We start from the raw sequence: 15,107 nt of genomic DNA, 5'->3' as shown, positions 1-15,107 counted from the left end.
CGTGACGGGTACGACACTCGAGGTGGTGCTCGCCACCCACAACGCGCACAAGGTCGCCGAGTTCCAGCACATCCTCGGTGAGCGGATGCCGGGACTCGTCGTGCTGCCCTACGACGGTCCCGAGCCCGTCGAAGACGGCACGAGCTTCGACGAGAACGCCTTCATCAAGGCGCGCGCCGCGGCATCTCATACCGGACGCATCGCGCTCGCCGACGACTCCGGCATCGCGGTCGACGTGATGGGCGGCGCGCCGGGCATCTTCTCCGCGCGCTGGGCCGGGCCGGGCCGGGGCGCCGAGGCGAACCTCGAACTGCTGCTCGCCCAGCTGGGCGACATCCGCGACCCGCACCGCACCGCGCACTTCCACTGCACCATCGCCCTGGTGGTGCCGGATGTCGCGGGCACTCCGTTCGAGTACGCCGCCGTGGGCGACTGGCCCGGTCGCATCGCGACCGAGCGGGCCGGCGTCAACGGGTTCGGCTACGACCCGATCTTCCTGCCCGACGACTTCGACGTGTCGGCCGCGGAGCTCCCGCCGGGGGTGAAGAACGCGCACAGCCACCGTGCGCGCGCGTTCGCGGCGCTCCTGCCCGAGCTCGAACGCGTCGCCGAGCACCTGGGCGGATAACGCCGGCCGACGATCACCCGGGGGACTCGGACCCCGGTACCATGACGACGGCGAGCGCCGCGGCAGGTCGGCACCCAGGTCGGAAGATCGCGCCGCCGCACACTTCTACCGTCGACAGCATGATCGAAGTAGAACACCTCACCAAGCGCTTCGGCGCGACCACCGCGGTCGACGACCTGTCGTTCACCGTGCGCCCCGGAACCGTCACCGGATTCCTCGGGCCGAACGGCGCGGGCAAGTCCACGACGATGCGCGCCATCGCCGGGCTCGTGCGCCCCACCACGGGCAGCACTCGCGTGAACGGCATGGACGTCGCGAGTCATCCGGCACCGTTGACCGAGATCGGAACACTGCTCGACGTGCGCGCCGCGCACCCGGGCCGCACGGCGCACGCCCACCTGACCGCGCTCGCCGCCACGCACGGCATCGCACGCAGCCGGGTGCGCGACGTGCTGCAGCTCACGGGCATGGAGACGGCCGCCGACCGGCGCGTGGGCTCCTTCTCCATGGGCATGGGCCAGCGGCTCGGCCTCGCGGCCGCGCTCCTCGGCGACCCGCAGACGCTCATGCTCGACGAGCCCGTCAACGGCCTCGACCCCGACGGCATCATCTGGGTTCGCCGCTTCCTGCGGGCACTGGCGGCGGAGGGCCGCACCGTGTTCCTGTCGTCCCACCTCATGAGCGAGATGGCCCAGACCGCCGACCACCTCATCGTCATCGGCCGCGGCCGGCTCATCGCCGACGCGCCCATGGCGGACGTGCTCGCCGACGTCGGCGCGACCCGGGTCGCGGTGATCTCGCCGGAGGCCGACCGACTCGCCGCGGCGATCGCGGCCCCCGGCGTCGCCGTCACGAGCATCGCCCACGGCGAACTGGAGGTCACCGGCCTCGACGCGGCCGCGATCTCGACGGTCGCCCGCGAGCTGGACATCCCCATCCACGAACTCGCCACGCGGACCGCGTCACTGGAGGAGGCGTACCTCTCGCTCACCGACTCCGCACTCGAGTACCAGGCCGAGCCGGTCCCGGTCTCCGGTCGCTGATCCCGGTCCCTGATCCCGCCGATCCCGGTCCCTGATCCCGCTGATCCCGGTCCCTGATCCCGCCGATCCCTCACACCTCCAAGGAAGTCCTGAACAATGTCCACGCCCACCATGTCCACCTCGATCGTGCCGGCACCTGCCGGCGCCGTCCGCACCGCCCGGGGCTCGACCCCACGCCTCACCTTCGCGCGGGTCGCCCGCGCCGAGTGGATCAAGACCGGAACCCTCCGCTCGTCCTACTGGACGGTCGGTTCGACACTCGCGTTCACCCTGCTGTTCGCCGCCGGCGTCCTGCTCGTGATCCCGCTCGCCCCACCGGCGGACGTCCCCGACCCCGCCGCCGTCATCATCGACAACTACGGCGCCGCGCCGGGACTCGGGGTGATCGGATTCGCCGGCATGTTCGCCTACGCGCTCGTCGCCGTCTACGGCGTGCTCGTCGTGAGTACCGAACGGTCGAGCGGACTCGTCGCCACGACGCTCGCGGCGGTGCCCCGGCGCACGCCGGTGCTCCTCGCGAAGCTGTCGATGTCGTCGCTGGTCGGCGCCGTGGTCGGGCTCGTGGCCGGTGCCGCGTCGTTCCTGCTCGTGCAGCCGGCGCTCGCCGGCTTCGGGCTGGGATCGAGCCTCTTCGACGTCGACACGCTGCAGGTGCTCGCCGGTGTCTCGGTCTTCCTGGGCCTGATCGCGGCGATGTCGACGGCGATCGGTTCGCTGTTCCGCAGTACCGCGGCTGCCATGGGCGCGGTGCTCGGGGTCCTGGTGCTCGCGCCGGCCATCCTGCCCATCGTCCCGGGAATCGGCGGAATCGCATCCGAGTTCCTGCCGAGCACCGCAGGTATGATGCTGTTCCAATCCGCAGCCCAGGTCGGTTGGCAGCCGATCGTCATCGGGGGAGCAGTGCTTCTCGCGTGGACCGCCGGGGCAGCCGTCCTGGGCGGAGTGCTCTTCACGAGACGAGACGTGTGATGGTCGAGCGGGGATCCACCGGAACCGGAGCGTCGCGCCGTTCTCCCGAGGGATCTCCGCCCCCGGCCGCGTCGCCGGTCCGGCGGTTCCTCCGAACCCGTCCGTGGCTCGTCGACGCGTCCGTCTCGCTCGTCTTCACCGCGATCGTCGTGGCCACACTCGCGTCGCAGGTCGTCTCGCGCGGCGTGGACGTCACCGCGTGGCACATCGTCGCCATCGGCGGCACCGCGGTTGCGCTCCTGTTCCGACGCCGGGCGCCGCTCACGGTGCTGGCCGTGGTCACGCTGCTCACCACCGTGGTGACGTTCTCGGCCGAGACCAACCTCGTGCTCGCGGTACCCATCGCGCTCTACGCGGTCGCCGCCTTCCGCTCACCGGCACTCGGGTGGATCTCCGCCGCGGTCACGCTCGTCGTGACCGCGGGGAGCCTCGTGTTCTGGCTGCCCGAACTCGCGGCGCGACTCGGTGCGCCGACCGCCTTCGACGTGCCGGTCGTGCTGCTCACGCTCGCGATGGCCGACGCCGTCGGCGTGCTGCTCGGCGCGAACACCTGGGAACGTGCCGAGCGGGTGCGCGCTCTCACGCAACGCGCCGAGCAGCTCGCACGCGAGCGTGACAGCCAGGCGCAGATCGCCACGCTCGCCGAACGCGGTCGTATCGCCCGCGAGATGCACGACATCGTCGCGCACAGCCTCTCGGTGATGATCTCGCTCGCCGACGGTGCGCGCGCCACCCTCGAGCGGAGCCCCGCACAGGCCACGCTCGCCCTCGACCAGCTCACCGAGACGGGCCGCGGTGCACTGCGCGACATGCAGCAGGTGCTCTCGGTGCTCGGCGAGACGACGGATGCCGCACAGGCGCGTGAACCCGCGCCGGGCCACGGCGATCTCGCGGGCCTGATCGCGCAGTTCCGCACCGCCGGCCTGCCCGTGCGGTTCACCATCAGCGGCGCGCCCGTCGCCAATGCGGCCGTCGAGCTCGCGGTGTACCGGATCGTGCAGGAGGCCCTCACCAATGCGCTGCGCTACGCCCGCGACGTGCGGCAGGTGCACGTCGCCGTCGACTACGGCCCGGCCGCGACCACCGTCACGATCACCGACGACGGGCGGTCGGAGATCGGGTCGCCCACCGTCGGTTCCGGCCGCGGCATCATCGGCATGGGCGAACGCGCGGCGGTGTTCGGCGGTACCGTCGAGGTGGGACCGCTCCCGGCGGGAGGCTGGCGCGTGCACGCCGTGCTACCGCGGGCCCGCGAAGGAGAGCAGGGAGGCGAACGTGTCCATGGGTGAGTCGTCGACCGCCGGTGGATCACCGGCCGGTCGCATCCGGGTGCTGCTTGTCGACGACCAACCGCTCATCCGGCTCGGCTTCCGCATGGTGCTCGAGAGCGAGCCCGACCTCGAGATCGTCGGCGAGGCGCAGGATGGCCTCGAGGCGCTCGCCATGGCGATCGAGCTCGTGCCCGACGTCGTGATCATGGACGTGCGCATGCCGGGACTCGACGGCATCGCCGCAACCGCACGCATCGCCGAGCGCCTGCCGGGGGTGCGCGTGCTCATCGTCACCACCTACGACCTCGACGAGTACGCGTTCGAAGGTCTGCGGGCCGGTGCGAGCGGCTTCCTCGTGAAGAACGCTCCGCCCGCCGATCTGGTGCGCGCGCTCCGCACGGTCGCCGCGGGCGACGCCATCGTCGAACCGCGCATCACGCGCCGGCTCCTCGACCTGTTCGCCGGGAGTCTTCCGATCGCCGGTGCGCCGCCGGGCAGCGTGGACCCGACCGCGGTCGGCCCGACGACGGATGCCTCGCCGGCGGCCGGCGCGCCCGCGAACGGCGGCCCGCTCACCGACCCGCGATCGCACCCGCGCCTGGCGTCGCTCACCGAACGCGAGGCCGAGGTCTTCACCGCCATCGCCCGCGGCCAGAGCAACACCGAGATCACCGCCTCGCTCCATCTGTCGGAGTCGACGGTGAAGACCTACGTCGGTCGCATCCTCATGAAGCTCGGCCTGCGCGATCGCATCCAGGCGGTCGTGCTCGGCTACGAGACCGGGGTGGTCGCGCCCGGGTCGCCGGGCGAGTAGCCGGCACCCCGCGAAACGAGCGCGTTGAGGTCGCCGACGGGGCCGAGGTGTCGGAGCTTGTCTGGGTTCAGCTGGTTGCCGACCACCGAGACGCGCCCGGCCTCCACGTGCAGCATCAGCACGCTGAGGGTCGCACCGTCGGCCGTCGAGGCCTTGAGTGCCGCCTCGCCGTTCGCGACCGTGCGCTCGAGGCGCACATGCATGCCGCTGCCGCGGCGCACGAGGCCGGCGAGGAAGCGGGCCACCGCAATGGCGCCGTGCAGCGGATGCCGCGCCGCCGGTGCGAGTCCGCCGCCGTCGGCGTAGAACACCACGTCATCGGCGAGCACGCCCGCGAGCGCATCCACGTCGCCGTCGTCGAGCGCGGCGAAGAAGGAATCGAGGAGGGCGGCGTCGCGCGCGGCATCCGCATCGAAGCGCGGCCGCCCTTCGGCAATGCGGGCGCGAGCCCGGTGCATGATCTGACGGCAGGCGACCTCGTCGCGTTCGACGATCGTGGCGATGTCGGCGTAGTCCAGCTGGAACACCTCGCGAAGCAGGAAGACCGCCCGCTCGACGGGACGAAGTCGTTCGAGCACGGCCAGGAACGCGAACGAGAGCGTCTCGTCGCGCTCGATGCGATGCGCGGGGTCGGCGTCGTCGTCGATCAGCGGCTCGGGCAGCCATGTGCCCGTGTAGACCTCTCGTGTGCGCCGCGCCGAACGCAGTGCATCGATCGCGAGTCGGGTCGCCACGGTCGAGGCGTACGCCTCGGGGCGTTCGATGGTCTCGCCCGCGAGGGACCGCTCATGGAGGCGCAGGTAGGCGTCCTGCACGACGTCCTCGGCCTCGGTCACGCTGCCGAGCATGCGGTACGCGATCGAGAACATGAGTGGGCGCAGTTCGCCGAGCGCAGCACTCGATTCGGTCATGGTCCGAGCATTCCACAGGCGATCATCGCCGGGGTGTCACACCGGGCGGCGGTCATCCGTCGGAGGGGGTGAGAGAGGGAAGGGACGAGTGACATGCGAGTCTTCATCGCCGGCGCCTCGGGCGCCGTCGGATCACGGTTGGTTCCGCTGCTCGTGGGCGAAGGACACGAGGTGATCGGCACGTCGAGGAGCGCGGAGCGCCTCGGCGCGATCGAGCGGGCGGGCGCGACCGGGATGGTCATGGACGGGTTGGATGCCCCCTCCGTTCGAACTGCCGTGCTCGAGGCGCGACCCGACGTGATCGTGCACCAGCTGACCGCCCTGAGGGGTCCGGCCGTCGACTTCAAGCGGTTCGACGCGGGCTTCGCCGCGACGAACGCCCTCCGCACGCGAGGCACCGATCACCTGCTCGCGGCCGCAAGCGAGGCCGGAGTCGGCCGGTTCATCGCCCAGAGCTTCACCGGGTGGCCGAACGAGCGGACGGGCGGTGCGGTGAAGTCGGAAGAGGATCCGCTGGACCCCACGCCCACGGCGGCGTCACGCGAGACGCTTGCGGCGATCCGTCACGTCGAGCGGGCGACCACGGACGCCGGCGGACTCGCGCTCCGGTACGGGGGGCTGTACGGTCCGGGCAACATGCTCGGTCGAGGCGGCGCGATCCTGCAGATGGTGCAGTCGCGGAAGCTGCCGGTCGTCGGCGACGGCGCCGGCGTGTGGTCGTTCTGCCACGTCGAGGACGCGGCATCCGCCACCGCCGCCGCCGTCGGGAACGGCGTGCCCGGGGTGTACAACATCGTCGACGACGACCCCGCGCCGGTCTCGGTCTGGCTGCCAGAGCTGGCGCGCATCATCGGCGCGAAGCCGCCGATGCGCATTCCCGCGTGGCTCGCGCGGCCGCTCATCGGCGAGCACGGCGTCTCGTTGATGACCAAGGTGCGCGGGTCGTCGAACGCGAAGGCGAAGCGCGAGCTCGGCTGGGCGCCGCGCTACGCGAGCTGGCGGGAGGGGTTCCGCACCGGCCTCGGCTGAGCGCGATGACGTCGGGCGGATCCTGCTGCTGTCACATCCGGAGGCGATGCATCGTCGGAGGGGATGGAAGGGAGTACTCCACATGAAGGTATTCATCGCCGGTGCCACCGGCGCAATCGGGAGCCGGCTCGTGCCGCTGCTCGTCGCGGCCGGATACGAGGTGACCGGAACATCGCGCTCCGACAGGGGCGTGCGACAGATCGAGGAGGCGGGTGGACGCGGCGTCGTCATGGACGCGCTGAACGAGGCATCCGTGCGTCGCGCCGTGCTCGACGCGAAGCCGGAGGTGCTCGTGCACCAGCTCACCGCCTTCTCGGGCGGGTTCGACTTCCGGCACATCGACACGTCGTTCGCCGTCACGAACGAACTCCGAACGCGCACCACCGACGCGCTGATCGCGGCGGCACAGGAGGCCGGCACGCGGCGCATCCTCGTGCAGAGCTTCACCGGATGGACCAACGAGCACACCGGCAGCCGGGTGAAGACCGAGCAGGACCCGCTCGATCCGCACCCCGTGCCCTCGGCCCGGGCCGCGCTCGACGCGATCGCCCACGCCGAACGCGCGACCGTCGCGGCGGGCGGGCTCGCCCTGCGGTACGGCTCGTTCTATGGTCCCGGCCAGTCGATCGGAGCCGGCGGGGAGACCCTCGAGGCCGTGCGCAAGCGCCAAGTACCGATCGTCGGCGACGGCGGAGGCGTGTGGTCGTTGTGCCACATCGACGACGCCGCGAGCGCCACGGTCGCAGCGGTCACGTACGGTGCCGCGGGGATCTACAACATCGTCGACAACGAGCCGGCGCCCACCTCGGAGTGGGTGCCCGGCTTGGCGCAGGCGATCGGTGCGAAGCCCCCGATGCGGGTGCCGACCTGGCTCGCGCGCCTGATCGTCGGTGAGTTCGGCGTCGCGTGGATGACCACGGCGCGCGGCTCGTCGAACGCGAAGGCGAAGGCCGAGCTCGGATGGGAGCCGCGATACGGGAGCTGGAGGGAAGGGTTCCGCAACGGGCTCGGACTGACCGAGGCATCCGGCGCTGCGGCCACGCGAGCGGCCTGAGCACGCGGCTCATCCCGGCAACGGCGATCCGCACCCGCCATCGGGTGCGGATCGCGTTCCGTTCATCGTCGTGCAGGTCGAAGGTCGGCCGTCACATGAGGGCCTTCGTCTTGAGCGCCTCGTACTCCTGCGGGGTGATGGTGCCGGCGTCCAGCAGCGCCTTCGCCTTGGCGATCTCGTCGGTGGGGCTGTGTGCGCCGGCGGTCTGCCGGATGTACTGGTCGGTCTGCGCCTGCATGTCCGCCGCCTGCCTGGCCGAGCGCCTGGCCATCCCGTCGCCCCGCGCGATGAGGTAGACCAGCGCGGTGATGAAGGGCAGGAATACCAGGAAGAGGATCCACACCGCCTTCAGCCAGCCGTTGAGCTCGTGGTCTCGGAAGAGGTCTCCGATGATCGCGAAGAGCGCGAAGAGGTAGGCGATGAACACGAAGCTCCAGAAGAAGATGCCTACGAAGTCCCAGAAGTTGGCCCAGAAGTCCATGGGATGCGCCTTTCCAGTCGTCGGGCGGCGGTGCCCGCCACTGAGCGTCACACTAGTGACGCCGGGGCTTCGGGCGACAGGACTTTCGACCCACGGTCAGCGCCTCCCCGGGAGTGCCCATTGCGGCCCAACGCACGCGCTCACCACGGGACCTTTGGCACTTCGCCGTCGCTGCCCGGGTGCTTCCATGGGGTGTCCGGTGCCGCTCGGCACCGGTTTCGAAGGACTGGAGGCAACGCATGGCCGAACTGGAGTTCGGGCCCGTCGACATCTATGTCGTGAGCTTCGAAGGGGACCGGCCCGACGATGCGACGTTGTCGGCGCTCGGCGACTTGATGGTGGGCGACGAGATCCGCCTCCTGGACCTGCTGATCGTCGCGCGCGGCGAGGGCGGGGACGTGACCGTGCGCGAGTTCGAGGAGTTCCGCGACCAGTTCGGATTCACGGTCGTGGAACTCGAGGCATCGGGCGTCATCGGCGACGAGGACATCACCGAGCTGGCCGACGCCATCCCGCCCGGCACAGCCGGGGCCGTCATGGCGATCGAACTGCTGTGGGCGAAGAAGCTGGCCTCCGCGTTCGCGGCATCCGGTGGCGAGGTTCTCCAGGTGGAGCGGATCCCAGCGACCGTGGTCAACGAGGTGCTCGCCGCTGCGGCGGACGAGGGGTGAGGAGAGGAACATGCCACTTCGCAGAGGGGGCCGACCGGGCCTGATCGGGATGGCGGCGCGCACGGCGGTCGTCGCCGGAACCGCCACGGCCGTGAGCGGCAATGTCGCCCGGCGACAGCAGCAGAGGTACGCGGACCAGGAGGCCGAACAGCAGGCCGCCGCGCAGCAGCAGTGGGAGGCCCAGCAGTACCAGGCGCAGCAGGCCGCCGCCGCGGCTCCCGCGCCCGCCACGGGCGGCATCGACGTGGTCGCCGAACTGCAGAAGCTCGCCGCGCTGAAGCAACAGGGCATCCTCGATGATGCCGAGTTCGCAGCGGCGAAGGCCAGACTGCTGAGTTGAGAACCGGAGAGTCGAGGGGCGGCCGAACATGGATCTCTGGAGCTGGATCTGGTTCTACTTCTGGATGTTCGCCTACGTGGCGTACCTCCTGGTGCTGATCTACATCATCATCGACATCTTCCGAGACCATGAGCTCAACGGATGGCTCAAGGCGCTGTGGCTCGTCCTGCTGGTGTTCGTGCCCTGGATCACGGGCCTGGTCTACCTGATCGCGCGCGGCAAGGGCATGTCCGAGCGATCGGCCCGCAAGCAGGTCGAGTACCAGGACTACAGCAGTGAGGAGTTCCGGCAGATCTCCTTCGCCAACCCGACCGAGGAGATCGAGAAGGCGAAGGCGCTGCGCGACCAGGGCGTGATCACCGACGGCGAGTACGAGGCGATCAAGGCGAAGGCGCTCGGTTCGAAGTACTGACCCGGCGAGAACGCGTCTCATTCCCATCACGGCGAGCTCGGGGAATCCGCGCCTACGCTGGAAGGGACATGGCTCACTCGCACGATCACGCGCACGCCCACGGGGCGGCCGCGAACCGCACCCGGCTCCTGATCGCCATCGCGATCATCGCGGCGTTCCTGGTCGTCCAAGTGGTCGGCGGCGTCCTCAGCGGCTCGCTCGCGCTGCTCGCCGATGCCGGGCACATGGCGAGCGACCTCATCGGGCTCGTCGTCGCGCTCGTCGCGGCGATGGTCGCCGCACGGCCCGCGACCGACCGGCAGACCTACGGGTATCGGCGGGCCGAGGTGCTCGGCGCCCTCGTGAACGGCATCGTGCTCGTCGTCGTCGCGGCGTCCGTCGCGGTCTCGGCGTTCGGCCGGCTGCTGACGGGCGCGGGAGTCGCAGCCGGCGGCGAGGCCCACCACGTGCAGGGCGGACCCATGCTCGTCGTCGCCGTGCTCGGCCTCGCCGCCAACGTCGCCGCGCTCCTCGTGCTGCGGGGCGGAACGGGCGACTCGATCAACATGCGCGGCGCCTACCTCGAGGTGCTCGGCGACCTCATCGGGTCCGCGCTCGTGATCGTGGCGGCAGGGGTGATCCTGCTCACGGGCTTCGACGCCGCCGACCCCATCGCGTCCCTCGTCATCGCGGCGCTCATCGTGCCCCGCGCGATCAGCCTGCTCCGTGACGTCGTGCGAGTGCTGTTCGAGTCCGCCCCGCCCGACACCGACGTGGCCGAGATCCGCGACCACCTGCTCGGCGCGCCGGGCGTCGTCGCCGTGCATGACGTGCACGTCTGGCAGATCACGTCGGGTTCGCCGGTGTTCAGCGCCCATGTCGAGGTCGATCCCGAGGTCTTCGCGTCGGGTCGCGCGGGTGAACTCCTCGACGAGCTCGGCGGATGCCTCTCCGATCACTTCGACGTCGCGCACTCGACCTTCCAGCTCGAGCCGGCCGGCCGTGCCGGTCACGAGCAGCCGCACCACCACCCGTGACCGACCGCGACGGGCGTGCCCGACGCGCGCGTGCTGCTGCCCGAGGGCCCTACACCGCGAGCAGCCGGGCGAAGTAGGCGCGGATGTCGCCGACGAGGTCGCCCGGTGCCTCCATCGCGGGGAAGTGCCCGCCGTTGGGGTGCTCGTTGAAGAACGCGAGGCGGCCTTCGGGATCGAGGATGCGTCGCATGAGCGGCTCCTCGCCGAACGCGACGATGCCCTGCGGACGGTCGTGGCTGCGTCCCCACGCGACCTGCGCGTGCGCGGTCTCGTAGAGCAGGTTCGCGGCGCCGTCGCCCGCCCGCCCGAACCACGAGACCGTCACGAGCGTGAGCAGGTCGTCGAGGTCGACGGCGTCCTCGGGCATGGCCCGGTCAGGGGCGGTCCACTCCTGGAACTTCTCGACGATCCAGGTCGCTTGGGCGATGGGGGAGTCGGTGAGCCCATACGCGACGCTGAGCGGCCGCGTGGTCTGGAGGGCGAGGTAGCCGAAGTCCTCGGCGCGGGCGTCCTTCAGTCGCTGGTGTCGCTCCCGCTCGGCCTCGGTCAGGTGGTCGGTCGGCGGCGTGTACTCGGTGGCGATCGAACCGGGATCGGTGGCGGCGATGGAACCGAGCACCCGGTCGCCGGCGTCGAGGCAGAGCTGCTCGCCGATGCCCGCGCCGACGTCCTCGCCGAACACCGCGTACCGGTCGTAGCCGAGCGCCTGCATGGTCGCGTCGAAGGCGTGGGCCGTGCGCGCGATGTCCCAGCCGTGGCTCGTGAGCGGGGTCGAGAACCCGTACCCCGGGATGGACGGCGCGACCACGTGGAACGACGGCGCCGAGGCATCCGCCCCCTCGTCGCTGCCCGGGTCGGCGAGCTTGGGCGCGATTCCCGCGAACTCGACGAACGACGACGGGTACCCGTGCAGCAGCAGCAGCGGCACCGCCTCCTCGCGAGGCGACCGAACGTGCAGTCCGTGGATCGGCTGGCCGTCGACCTCGGCCATGAACTGCATCAGCCGGTTGAGCCGGGACTCGTGTGCGCGCCAGTCGTAGTCGTGGCGCCAGTAGCGTGCGAGGCGTTGTGCGTACGGCACGGGGGTGCCGCGGCTCCACTCCTCGGTGAGCGCGGCGGGCCAGCGCGTGCGGTCGAGCCGGGCGTGCAGGTCGTCGAGTTCGTCGTCGGGGATCGCGATCGCATACGGCCTGATCTCCATGGCGTTCCGTCCTCTCTCGATGGTGCCGGTGGGGTGCGTCCCGTCGAGTGAAGCGGATGCCGCGGGCGGCGTCTTGAACCGGAACGACACACGCGCCGCGGTCACACGGGCTCGTCGCGCCGCTTCGACTCTGCCGGCGTGTACCCGGTGAGACGCTTCACCTCGCGCGTGAGATGCGACTGGTCGGCGTAGCCGAGCTCGTAGGCGACTTCCGCGATCGATTCGCCCACACGGAGGCGCGCGACCGCCTCGCGGGCACGGGTCACCTGCCGAACCTTCCGGGGGCTCTGCCCCGTGATGCGTTCGAAGTGGCGCTGCACGGAGCGTGGCGAGACGGCCGGCGCGGCTCCGCGGAGCTCGGCGGTGATGATGGGATCGTCTGCGAGCAGCCCGTCCGCCTCGAACGCGGTGAGCAGCAGGTCGATGCCGTCGTAGTCGGGCATGGCCCACGTGCGGCCGGCGAGCTCGAAGCGCCCGTCGCCGAACACGGGAAGGCGGATGGTGCGATCGAACATCGAGTGCGGCTCGACGTGCGTGAAGTACGAGCCCTGCGTGAACCGTACGCCGACGCTGCGGTTGCCGGTGCGATACGGCACGGCCGTCGGGCGCGATGACGGGCCGCTGAGCAGCACGCGCAGGCCGCCCGCTGCCAGGGTCGTGAAGATCATGTCCCAGCAGGCGTCGGCGGCGGCGATGTAGGTGCCGTCACTCGTGTCGACGGTGTGCCAGACGACATCGACGAAGCGGGAGCATGAGGCTTTCTCCTCGTAGAGGAAGCTCATGCCGCCGAGTGTAGCCCTCCCCGCCGACGCGCCGACGCGCCGCCCGGCTTCGCGACTGCCGTTGCGAAGCCGGACGGCCCGGTGTCACCAGGTGGGATCAGCAGGACAGGGCCGGGTTGAACGGCGCGTAGATTCCCGCCGGGTTGTGCTTGCCCGTCCACACGTGCAGGTCGTAGTGCACCGGCATGTGCTCGTCGTGTCCCGGCATGGGCCCGTCGAACGGCCGATCGCCGAGCATCGGGGTCGGCTGGCCGACCTCGGGGTCGAAGTACTCCACGCCCCAGAACTCGAGCTCGCCCGACGCCGACGGACCGTACATCAGCATCGGCGGCCTCGCCGGGTCGACGGGCTCGCCGGGCGCGATGAGTGCGGGGTTCACGAAGTGGACGCCCATGGCGCCGTCGGGGCCGGCCGCGCACTCGTGGGTGCTCTGGTAGCCCTCGGCGATGGCGACGTCCACGTCGTGGAAGCGGGCGGTCGCCGCGCGGACTTCGGCCAGCAGGGCCGACTGGGCGGCGTGCCCGGGGGCGCCGAGCACCATCGGGCCACTCGTCGGGTTGGGCGGCGGCGGGCAGTGCCGCGCCGCCGACGGCGAGTGCGGCGACGAGGCCGGCCGTGATCATGGATCGTCTCGTGTGCATGCGGTGCTCCTTCATTCGGGTTCTTCCGGGTCTGCTCGGATGTCTCGTGGTGGCCGGTCGGTCACTCGGTGCCGACGGGGTGTGCAGCGGTCCAGATGCCCCGGGGATCGACGGCTCGGCGCACGTCGCGGAGCCTCGCCCACGCTCCGGCGTCGAAAGCGGTCGCGACATCCACGGTGCGGTCGGCGAAGTTGAGGAAGGCGCGAGGCGAGGCCCAGGGGCTGAGGGCCGCCACGACCGCGTCCGCCGCGGCAGTGCCGGCCGCCGCCATCTCGGGGGTGGGCGCCGGCGCCACGGTGAACAGGGCGTACGCTCCGTCGAGGCGGTCGAGCGCGGCATCCTGCGGCACCGCGAGCGCACCTCCGAGGTGTCGCAGCTCGGCGAACATGAGCGGGATCCGCACGCCGGGGCCCGCGACGGCGAGGAGCGCCTCGATCGCGGCATCCGGAAGCTCCGCGAGCAGGGCGTGGTTGCCCACCGCGGGCGTCGGGCCGGGCGGGTCCATGTGCACGGCCAGCATCTCCACGGCCGGGATGCGCGCGAAGGTGTCCATCTCGGGGGCGAGCGCGCGCAGGGGCACGAGGAGCTCGGCGGCGCGCTCGTCGTCCTCGAGCAGCGCCCCGTCGATGACCACGAGGCTGCGTCCGCTCAGGAAGGGCGGCAGCTCGGGAATCGGGGGGAACCGCATGAAGCGCAGCGATGTGGTGACCGAGTCGGGCAGGTCCGCGGTCCAGGCGGCCCAGACGCGGGTCACCTCATCGGCGCGGGAGAGATCCCACAGGAGCATTCCGGCGAACACGTCGGCGTAGGGGAGCAGCTCGATCTCGAGGGCGACCACGGCGCCGAAGCTCCCGCCGCCGCCGCGGACGGCCCAGAACAGGTCGGGGTGCTCGTGGGCGCTCGCACGCACGAGCGTGCCGTCCGCCGTCACCAGCTCGACCGCACGAAGGTGCGAGGAGGCGAGGCCGTGCTTGCGGCCGTAGAACGAGAGTCCGCCACCGAGCAGGTACCCGGCCACCGCGACATCGCCCGCGCTGCCGTGCAGTGCGGTGAGCCCGTGCGGAGCCGCGGCCGCGACGACGTCGCGCCAGAGGCTGCCGCCGAGCACCCGGGCGATGCGTCGCTCCGGGTCGACCGTGACACCGGTCAGCTCGTGCAGCCGGAGCAGCAGCACGTCGTCCAGCGACTGGGCGCCGAGCGCGGCGGCACCGTGTCCGCTGCTCTGCGGAGCGATCCGCAGTCCGAGCCCGACGGCCGCGGTCACGACGCGCACGACCTCGTCGACGGATCGTGGCACGGCGACGGCGGCCGGCCGCTGGGTGACGGCGAGGTTCCAGGGGGTGCGCGCGTCGTCGTAGCCGGCGTCGCCGGGCAGGAACACCGTGCCGGCATCGCGCAGCGTCGGTGCCTCGGTGAGGGATGGATTCATCAGCTGGTCCTTCGTTCGGTTGTTCGGTGATGGGTCGATCGAGAGGTCGGCGGAGACCGCCACGAGCATTCCGGCGACGGCGAGCCGGTCGACGAGCTCGCAGCTGATCGTCGTCGCCGTCGTGCCGTCGAAGCGCTCGGCGGCGAGCTCGACCAGCTCCGCAGCGAGGGCGCCGTCGAGCGCACGCACGCGGAGCCGGGCGACGGTGGACCGGTGGAGTCCGCGGGCCATCAGCACGGCGTCCAGTCGCTCGAGCGCGAGGCACAGCTGGGCCGTGAGATCGTCGGCGTGCACGAGATAGCCGTGCTCGTCGATGGGCTCGCTGTCGATGGTGATGGTCACGACCGCAAGCCTGCGGCCGTGGCATCCGTCGCCGGTATCCCGAGCGACCGCAGACTTCGGGCTCCCTCGGATC

17 protein-coding genes are annotated in these 15,107 nt (G+C 71.3%); 11 read left to right on the top strand and 6 right to left on the bottom strand.

From position 1 onward, the window contains the following. Window position 1 precedes the first annotated feature (1 nt). The 5 genes from rdgB to ACVFI9_RS13225 all read left to right on the top strand — a co-directional run bounded on the left by rdgB (window position 2) and on the right by ACVFI9_RS13225 (window position 4,725). Window positions 2-628 (top strand): RdgB/HAM1 family non-canonical purine NTP pyrophosphatase, encoded by a 627-nt coding sequence (gene rdgB / locus ACVFI9_RS13245; RefSeq protein WP_474762686.1) that lies wholly within the window; start codon window positions 2-4, stop codon window positions 626-628. Between the two features lie 119 nt (window positions 629-747). Then, window positions 748-1,671, top strand: coding sequence for an ABC transporter ATP-binding protein (locus ACVFI9_RS13240; protein ID WP_474762685.1), 924 nt, complete (start codon window positions 748-750; stop codon window positions 1,669-1,671). Window positions 1,672-1,767: 96 nt separating this feature from the next. Next, window positions 1,768-2,640 carry an ABC-2 transporter permease gene (locus tag ACVFI9_RS13235; RefSeq protein WP_474762684.1) on the top strand — a complete coding sequence of 291 codons (873 nt, stop codon included), beginning with the start codon at window positions 1,768-1,770 and terminating at the stop codon, window positions 2,638-2,640. Beyond that, a complete protein-coding gene (locus tag ACVFI9_RS13230) occupies window positions 2,640-3,929 on the top strand; it encodes a sensor histidine kinase (RefSeq protein ID WP_474762683.1) in 1,290 nt (429 codons plus the stop codon). The genes ACVFI9_RS13235 and ACVFI9_RS13230 overlap by 1 nt, the downstream gene beginning before the upstream one ends. Further along, entirely contained in the window at window positions 3,922-4,725 is an 804-nt protein-coding gene (locus ACVFI9_RS13225; protein WP_474762682.1) for a response regulator, read from the top strand. The genes ACVFI9_RS13230 and ACVFI9_RS13225 overlap by 8 nt, the downstream gene beginning before the upstream one ends. Here ACVFI9_RS13225 and sigJ read toward each other — a convergent pair. Beyond that, window positions 4,683-5,636: an RNA polymerase sigma factor SigJ gene (sigJ, locus tag ACVFI9_RS13220; RefSeq protein ID WP_474762681.1), complete on the bottom strand. Its 954-nt coding sequence runs from the start codon at window positions 5,634-5,636 to the stop codon at window positions 4,683-4,685. The two genes, ACVFI9_RS13225 and sigJ, sit on opposite strands and share 43 nt — an antisense overlap. A 93-nt stretch (window positions 5,637-5,729) precedes the next feature. Between sigJ and ACVFI9_RS13215 the strand changes: the two genes are divergently transcribed. Both ACVFI9_RS13215 and ACVFI9_RS13210 read left to right on the top strand, forming a co-directional pair. Next, on the top strand, window positions 5,730-6,665 hold the full coding sequence (locus ACVFI9_RS13215; RefSeq protein WP_474762680.1) for an NAD-dependent epimerase/dehydratase family protein: 936 nt from the start codon (window positions 5,730-5,732) through the stop codon (window positions 6,663-6,665). Between the two features lie 82 nt (window positions 6,666-6,747). After that, window positions 6,748-7,719, top strand: a complete 972-nt coding sequence (locus tag ACVFI9_RS13210; protein WP_474762679.1) for an NAD-dependent epimerase/dehydratase family protein — start codon at window positions 6,748-6,750, stop codon at window positions 7,717-7,719. A gap of 91 nt (window positions 7,720-7,810) precedes the next feature. On the opposite strand, the gene ACVFI9_RS13205 is transcribed toward ACVFI9_RS13210, so the two are convergent. Then, complete coding sequence (locus ACVFI9_RS13205; RefSeq protein ID WP_474762678.1) at window positions 7,811-8,200, bottom strand: SHOCT domain-containing protein; 390 nt, start codon at window positions 8,198-8,200, stop codon at window positions 7,811-7,813. Between the two features lie 239 nt (window positions 8,201-8,439). On the opposite strand from ACVFI9_RS13205, the gene ACVFI9_RS13200 reads away from it, so the two are divergent. From ACVFI9_RS13200 to ACVFI9_RS13185, 4 genes are all read left to right on the top strand, one after another. After that, on the top strand, window positions 8,440-8,871 hold the full coding sequence (locus tag ACVFI9_RS13200) for a DUF6325 family protein (RefSeq protein WP_474762677.1): 432 nt from the start codon (window positions 8,440-8,442) through the stop codon (window positions 8,869-8,871). 10 nt (window positions 8,872-8,881) lie between these two features. Next, a complete protein-coding gene (locus tag ACVFI9_RS13195; protein WP_474762676.1) occupies window positions 8,882-9,211 on the top strand; it encodes an SHOCT domain-containing protein in 330 nt (109 codons plus the stop codon). A 28-nt stretch (window positions 9,212-9,239) separates the two neighbouring features. Beyond that, entirely contained in the window at window positions 9,240-9,623 is a 384-nt protein-coding gene (locus ACVFI9_RS13190) for an SHOCT domain-containing protein (protein ID WP_474762675.1), read from the top strand. A 68-nt stretch (window positions 9,624-9,691) separates the two neighbouring features. Beyond that, window positions 9,692-10,639 carry a cation diffusion facilitator family transporter gene (locus tag ACVFI9_RS13185; protein ID WP_474762674.1) on the top strand — a complete coding sequence of 316 codons (948 nt, stop codon included), beginning with the start codon at window positions 9,692-9,694 and terminating at the stop codon, window positions 10,637-10,639. A gap of 49 nt (window positions 10,640-10,688) precedes the next feature. Here ACVFI9_RS13185 and ACVFI9_RS13180 read toward each other — a convergent pair whose 3' ends face one another. From ACVFI9_RS13180 to ACVFI9_RS13165, 4 genes are all read right to left on the bottom strand, one after another. Next, the gene (locus tag ACVFI9_RS13180) at window positions 10,689-11,945 is read right to left on the bottom strand and encodes an epoxide hydrolase family protein (RefSeq protein WP_474762673.1); all 1,257 of its coding nucleotides are present in this window, start codon (window positions 11,943-11,945) and stop codon (window positions 10,689-10,691) included. Further along, window positions 11,942-12,622, bottom strand: a complete 681-nt coding sequence (locus ACVFI9_RS13175; protein WP_474762672.1) for a helix-turn-helix transcriptional regulator — start codon at window positions 12,620-12,622, stop codon at window positions 11,942-11,944. The genes ACVFI9_RS13180 and ACVFI9_RS13175 overlap by 4 nt, the downstream gene beginning before the upstream one ends. Before the next feature lie 97 nt (window positions 12,623-12,719). After that, a complete protein-coding gene (locus ACVFI9_RS13170) occupies window positions 12,720-13,163 on the bottom strand; it encodes a hypothetical protein (protein ID WP_474762671.1) in 444 nt (147 codons plus the stop codon). A 161-nt stretch (window positions 13,164-13,324) separates the two neighbouring features. Next, window positions 13,325-15,034, bottom strand: a complete 1,710-nt coding sequence (locus ACVFI9_RS13165; protein ID WP_474762670.1) for an FAD-binding oxidoreductase — start codon at window positions 15,032-15,034, stop codon at window positions 13,325-13,327. Window positions 15,035-15,107: the final 73 nt, after the last annotated feature.

Source organism: Agromyces sp. NSFZ (genome assembly GCF_056156205.1).
This window is presented reverse-complemented; position numbering and strand designations above follow the sequence as displayed.

Coding starts and splice junctions, on each gene's coding strand:
- ACVFI9_RS13190 (WP_474762675.1), top strand. CDS start 9,240: ATGGATCTCTGGAGCTGGATCTGGTTCTACTTCTGGATGTTCGCCTAC.
- sigJ (WP_474762681.1), bottom strand. CDS start 5,636: ATGACCGAATCGAGTGCTGCGCTCGGCGAACTGCGCCCACTCATGTTC.
- ACVFI9_RS13235 (WP_474762684.1), top strand. CDS start 1,768: ATGTCCACGCCCACCATGTCCACCTCGATCGTGCCGGCACCTGCCGGC.
- ACVFI9_RS13205 (WP_474762678.1), bottom strand. CDS start 8,200: ATGGACTTCTGGGCCAACTTCTGGGACTTCGTAGGCATCTTCTTCTGG.
- ACVFI9_RS13240 (WP_474762685.1), top strand. CDS start 748: ATGATCGAAGTAGAACACCTCACCAAGCGCTTCGGCGCGACCACCGCG.
- ACVFI9_RS13230 (WP_474762683.1), top strand. CDS start 2,640: ATGGTCGAGCGGGGATCCACCGGAACCGGAGCGTCGCGCCGTTCTCCC.
- ACVFI9_RS13175 (WP_474762672.1), bottom strand. CDS start 12,622: ATGAGCTTCCTCTACGAGGAGAAAGCCTCATGCTCCCGCTTCGTCGAT.
- ACVFI9_RS13170 (WP_474762671.1), bottom strand. CDS start 13,163: ATGGTGCTCGGCGCCCCCGGGCACGCCGCCCAGTCGGCCCTGCTGGCC.
- ACVFI9_RS13225 (WP_474762682.1), top strand. CDS start 3,922: ATGGGTGAGTCGTCGACCGCCGGTGGATCACCGGCCGGTCGCATCCGG.
- ACVFI9_RS13185 (WP_474762674.1), top strand. CDS start 9,692: ATGGCTCACTCGCACGATCACGCGCACGCCCACGGGGCGGCCGCGAAC.
- ACVFI9_RS13200 (WP_474762677.1), top strand. CDS start 8,440: ATGGCCGAACTGGAGTTCGGGCCCGTCGACATCTATGTCGTGAGCTTC.
- ACVFI9_RS13195 (WP_474762676.1), top strand. CDS start 8,882: ATGCCACTTCGCAGAGGGGGCCGACCGGGCCTGATCGGGATGGCGGCG.
- ACVFI9_RS13210 (WP_474762679.1), top strand. CDS start 6,748: ATGAAGGTATTCATCGCCGGTGCCACCGGCGCAATCGGGAGCCGGCTC.
- ACVFI9_RS13215 (WP_474762680.1), top strand. CDS start 5,730: ATGCGAGTCTTCATCGCCGGCGCCTCGGGCGCCGTCGGATCACGGTTG.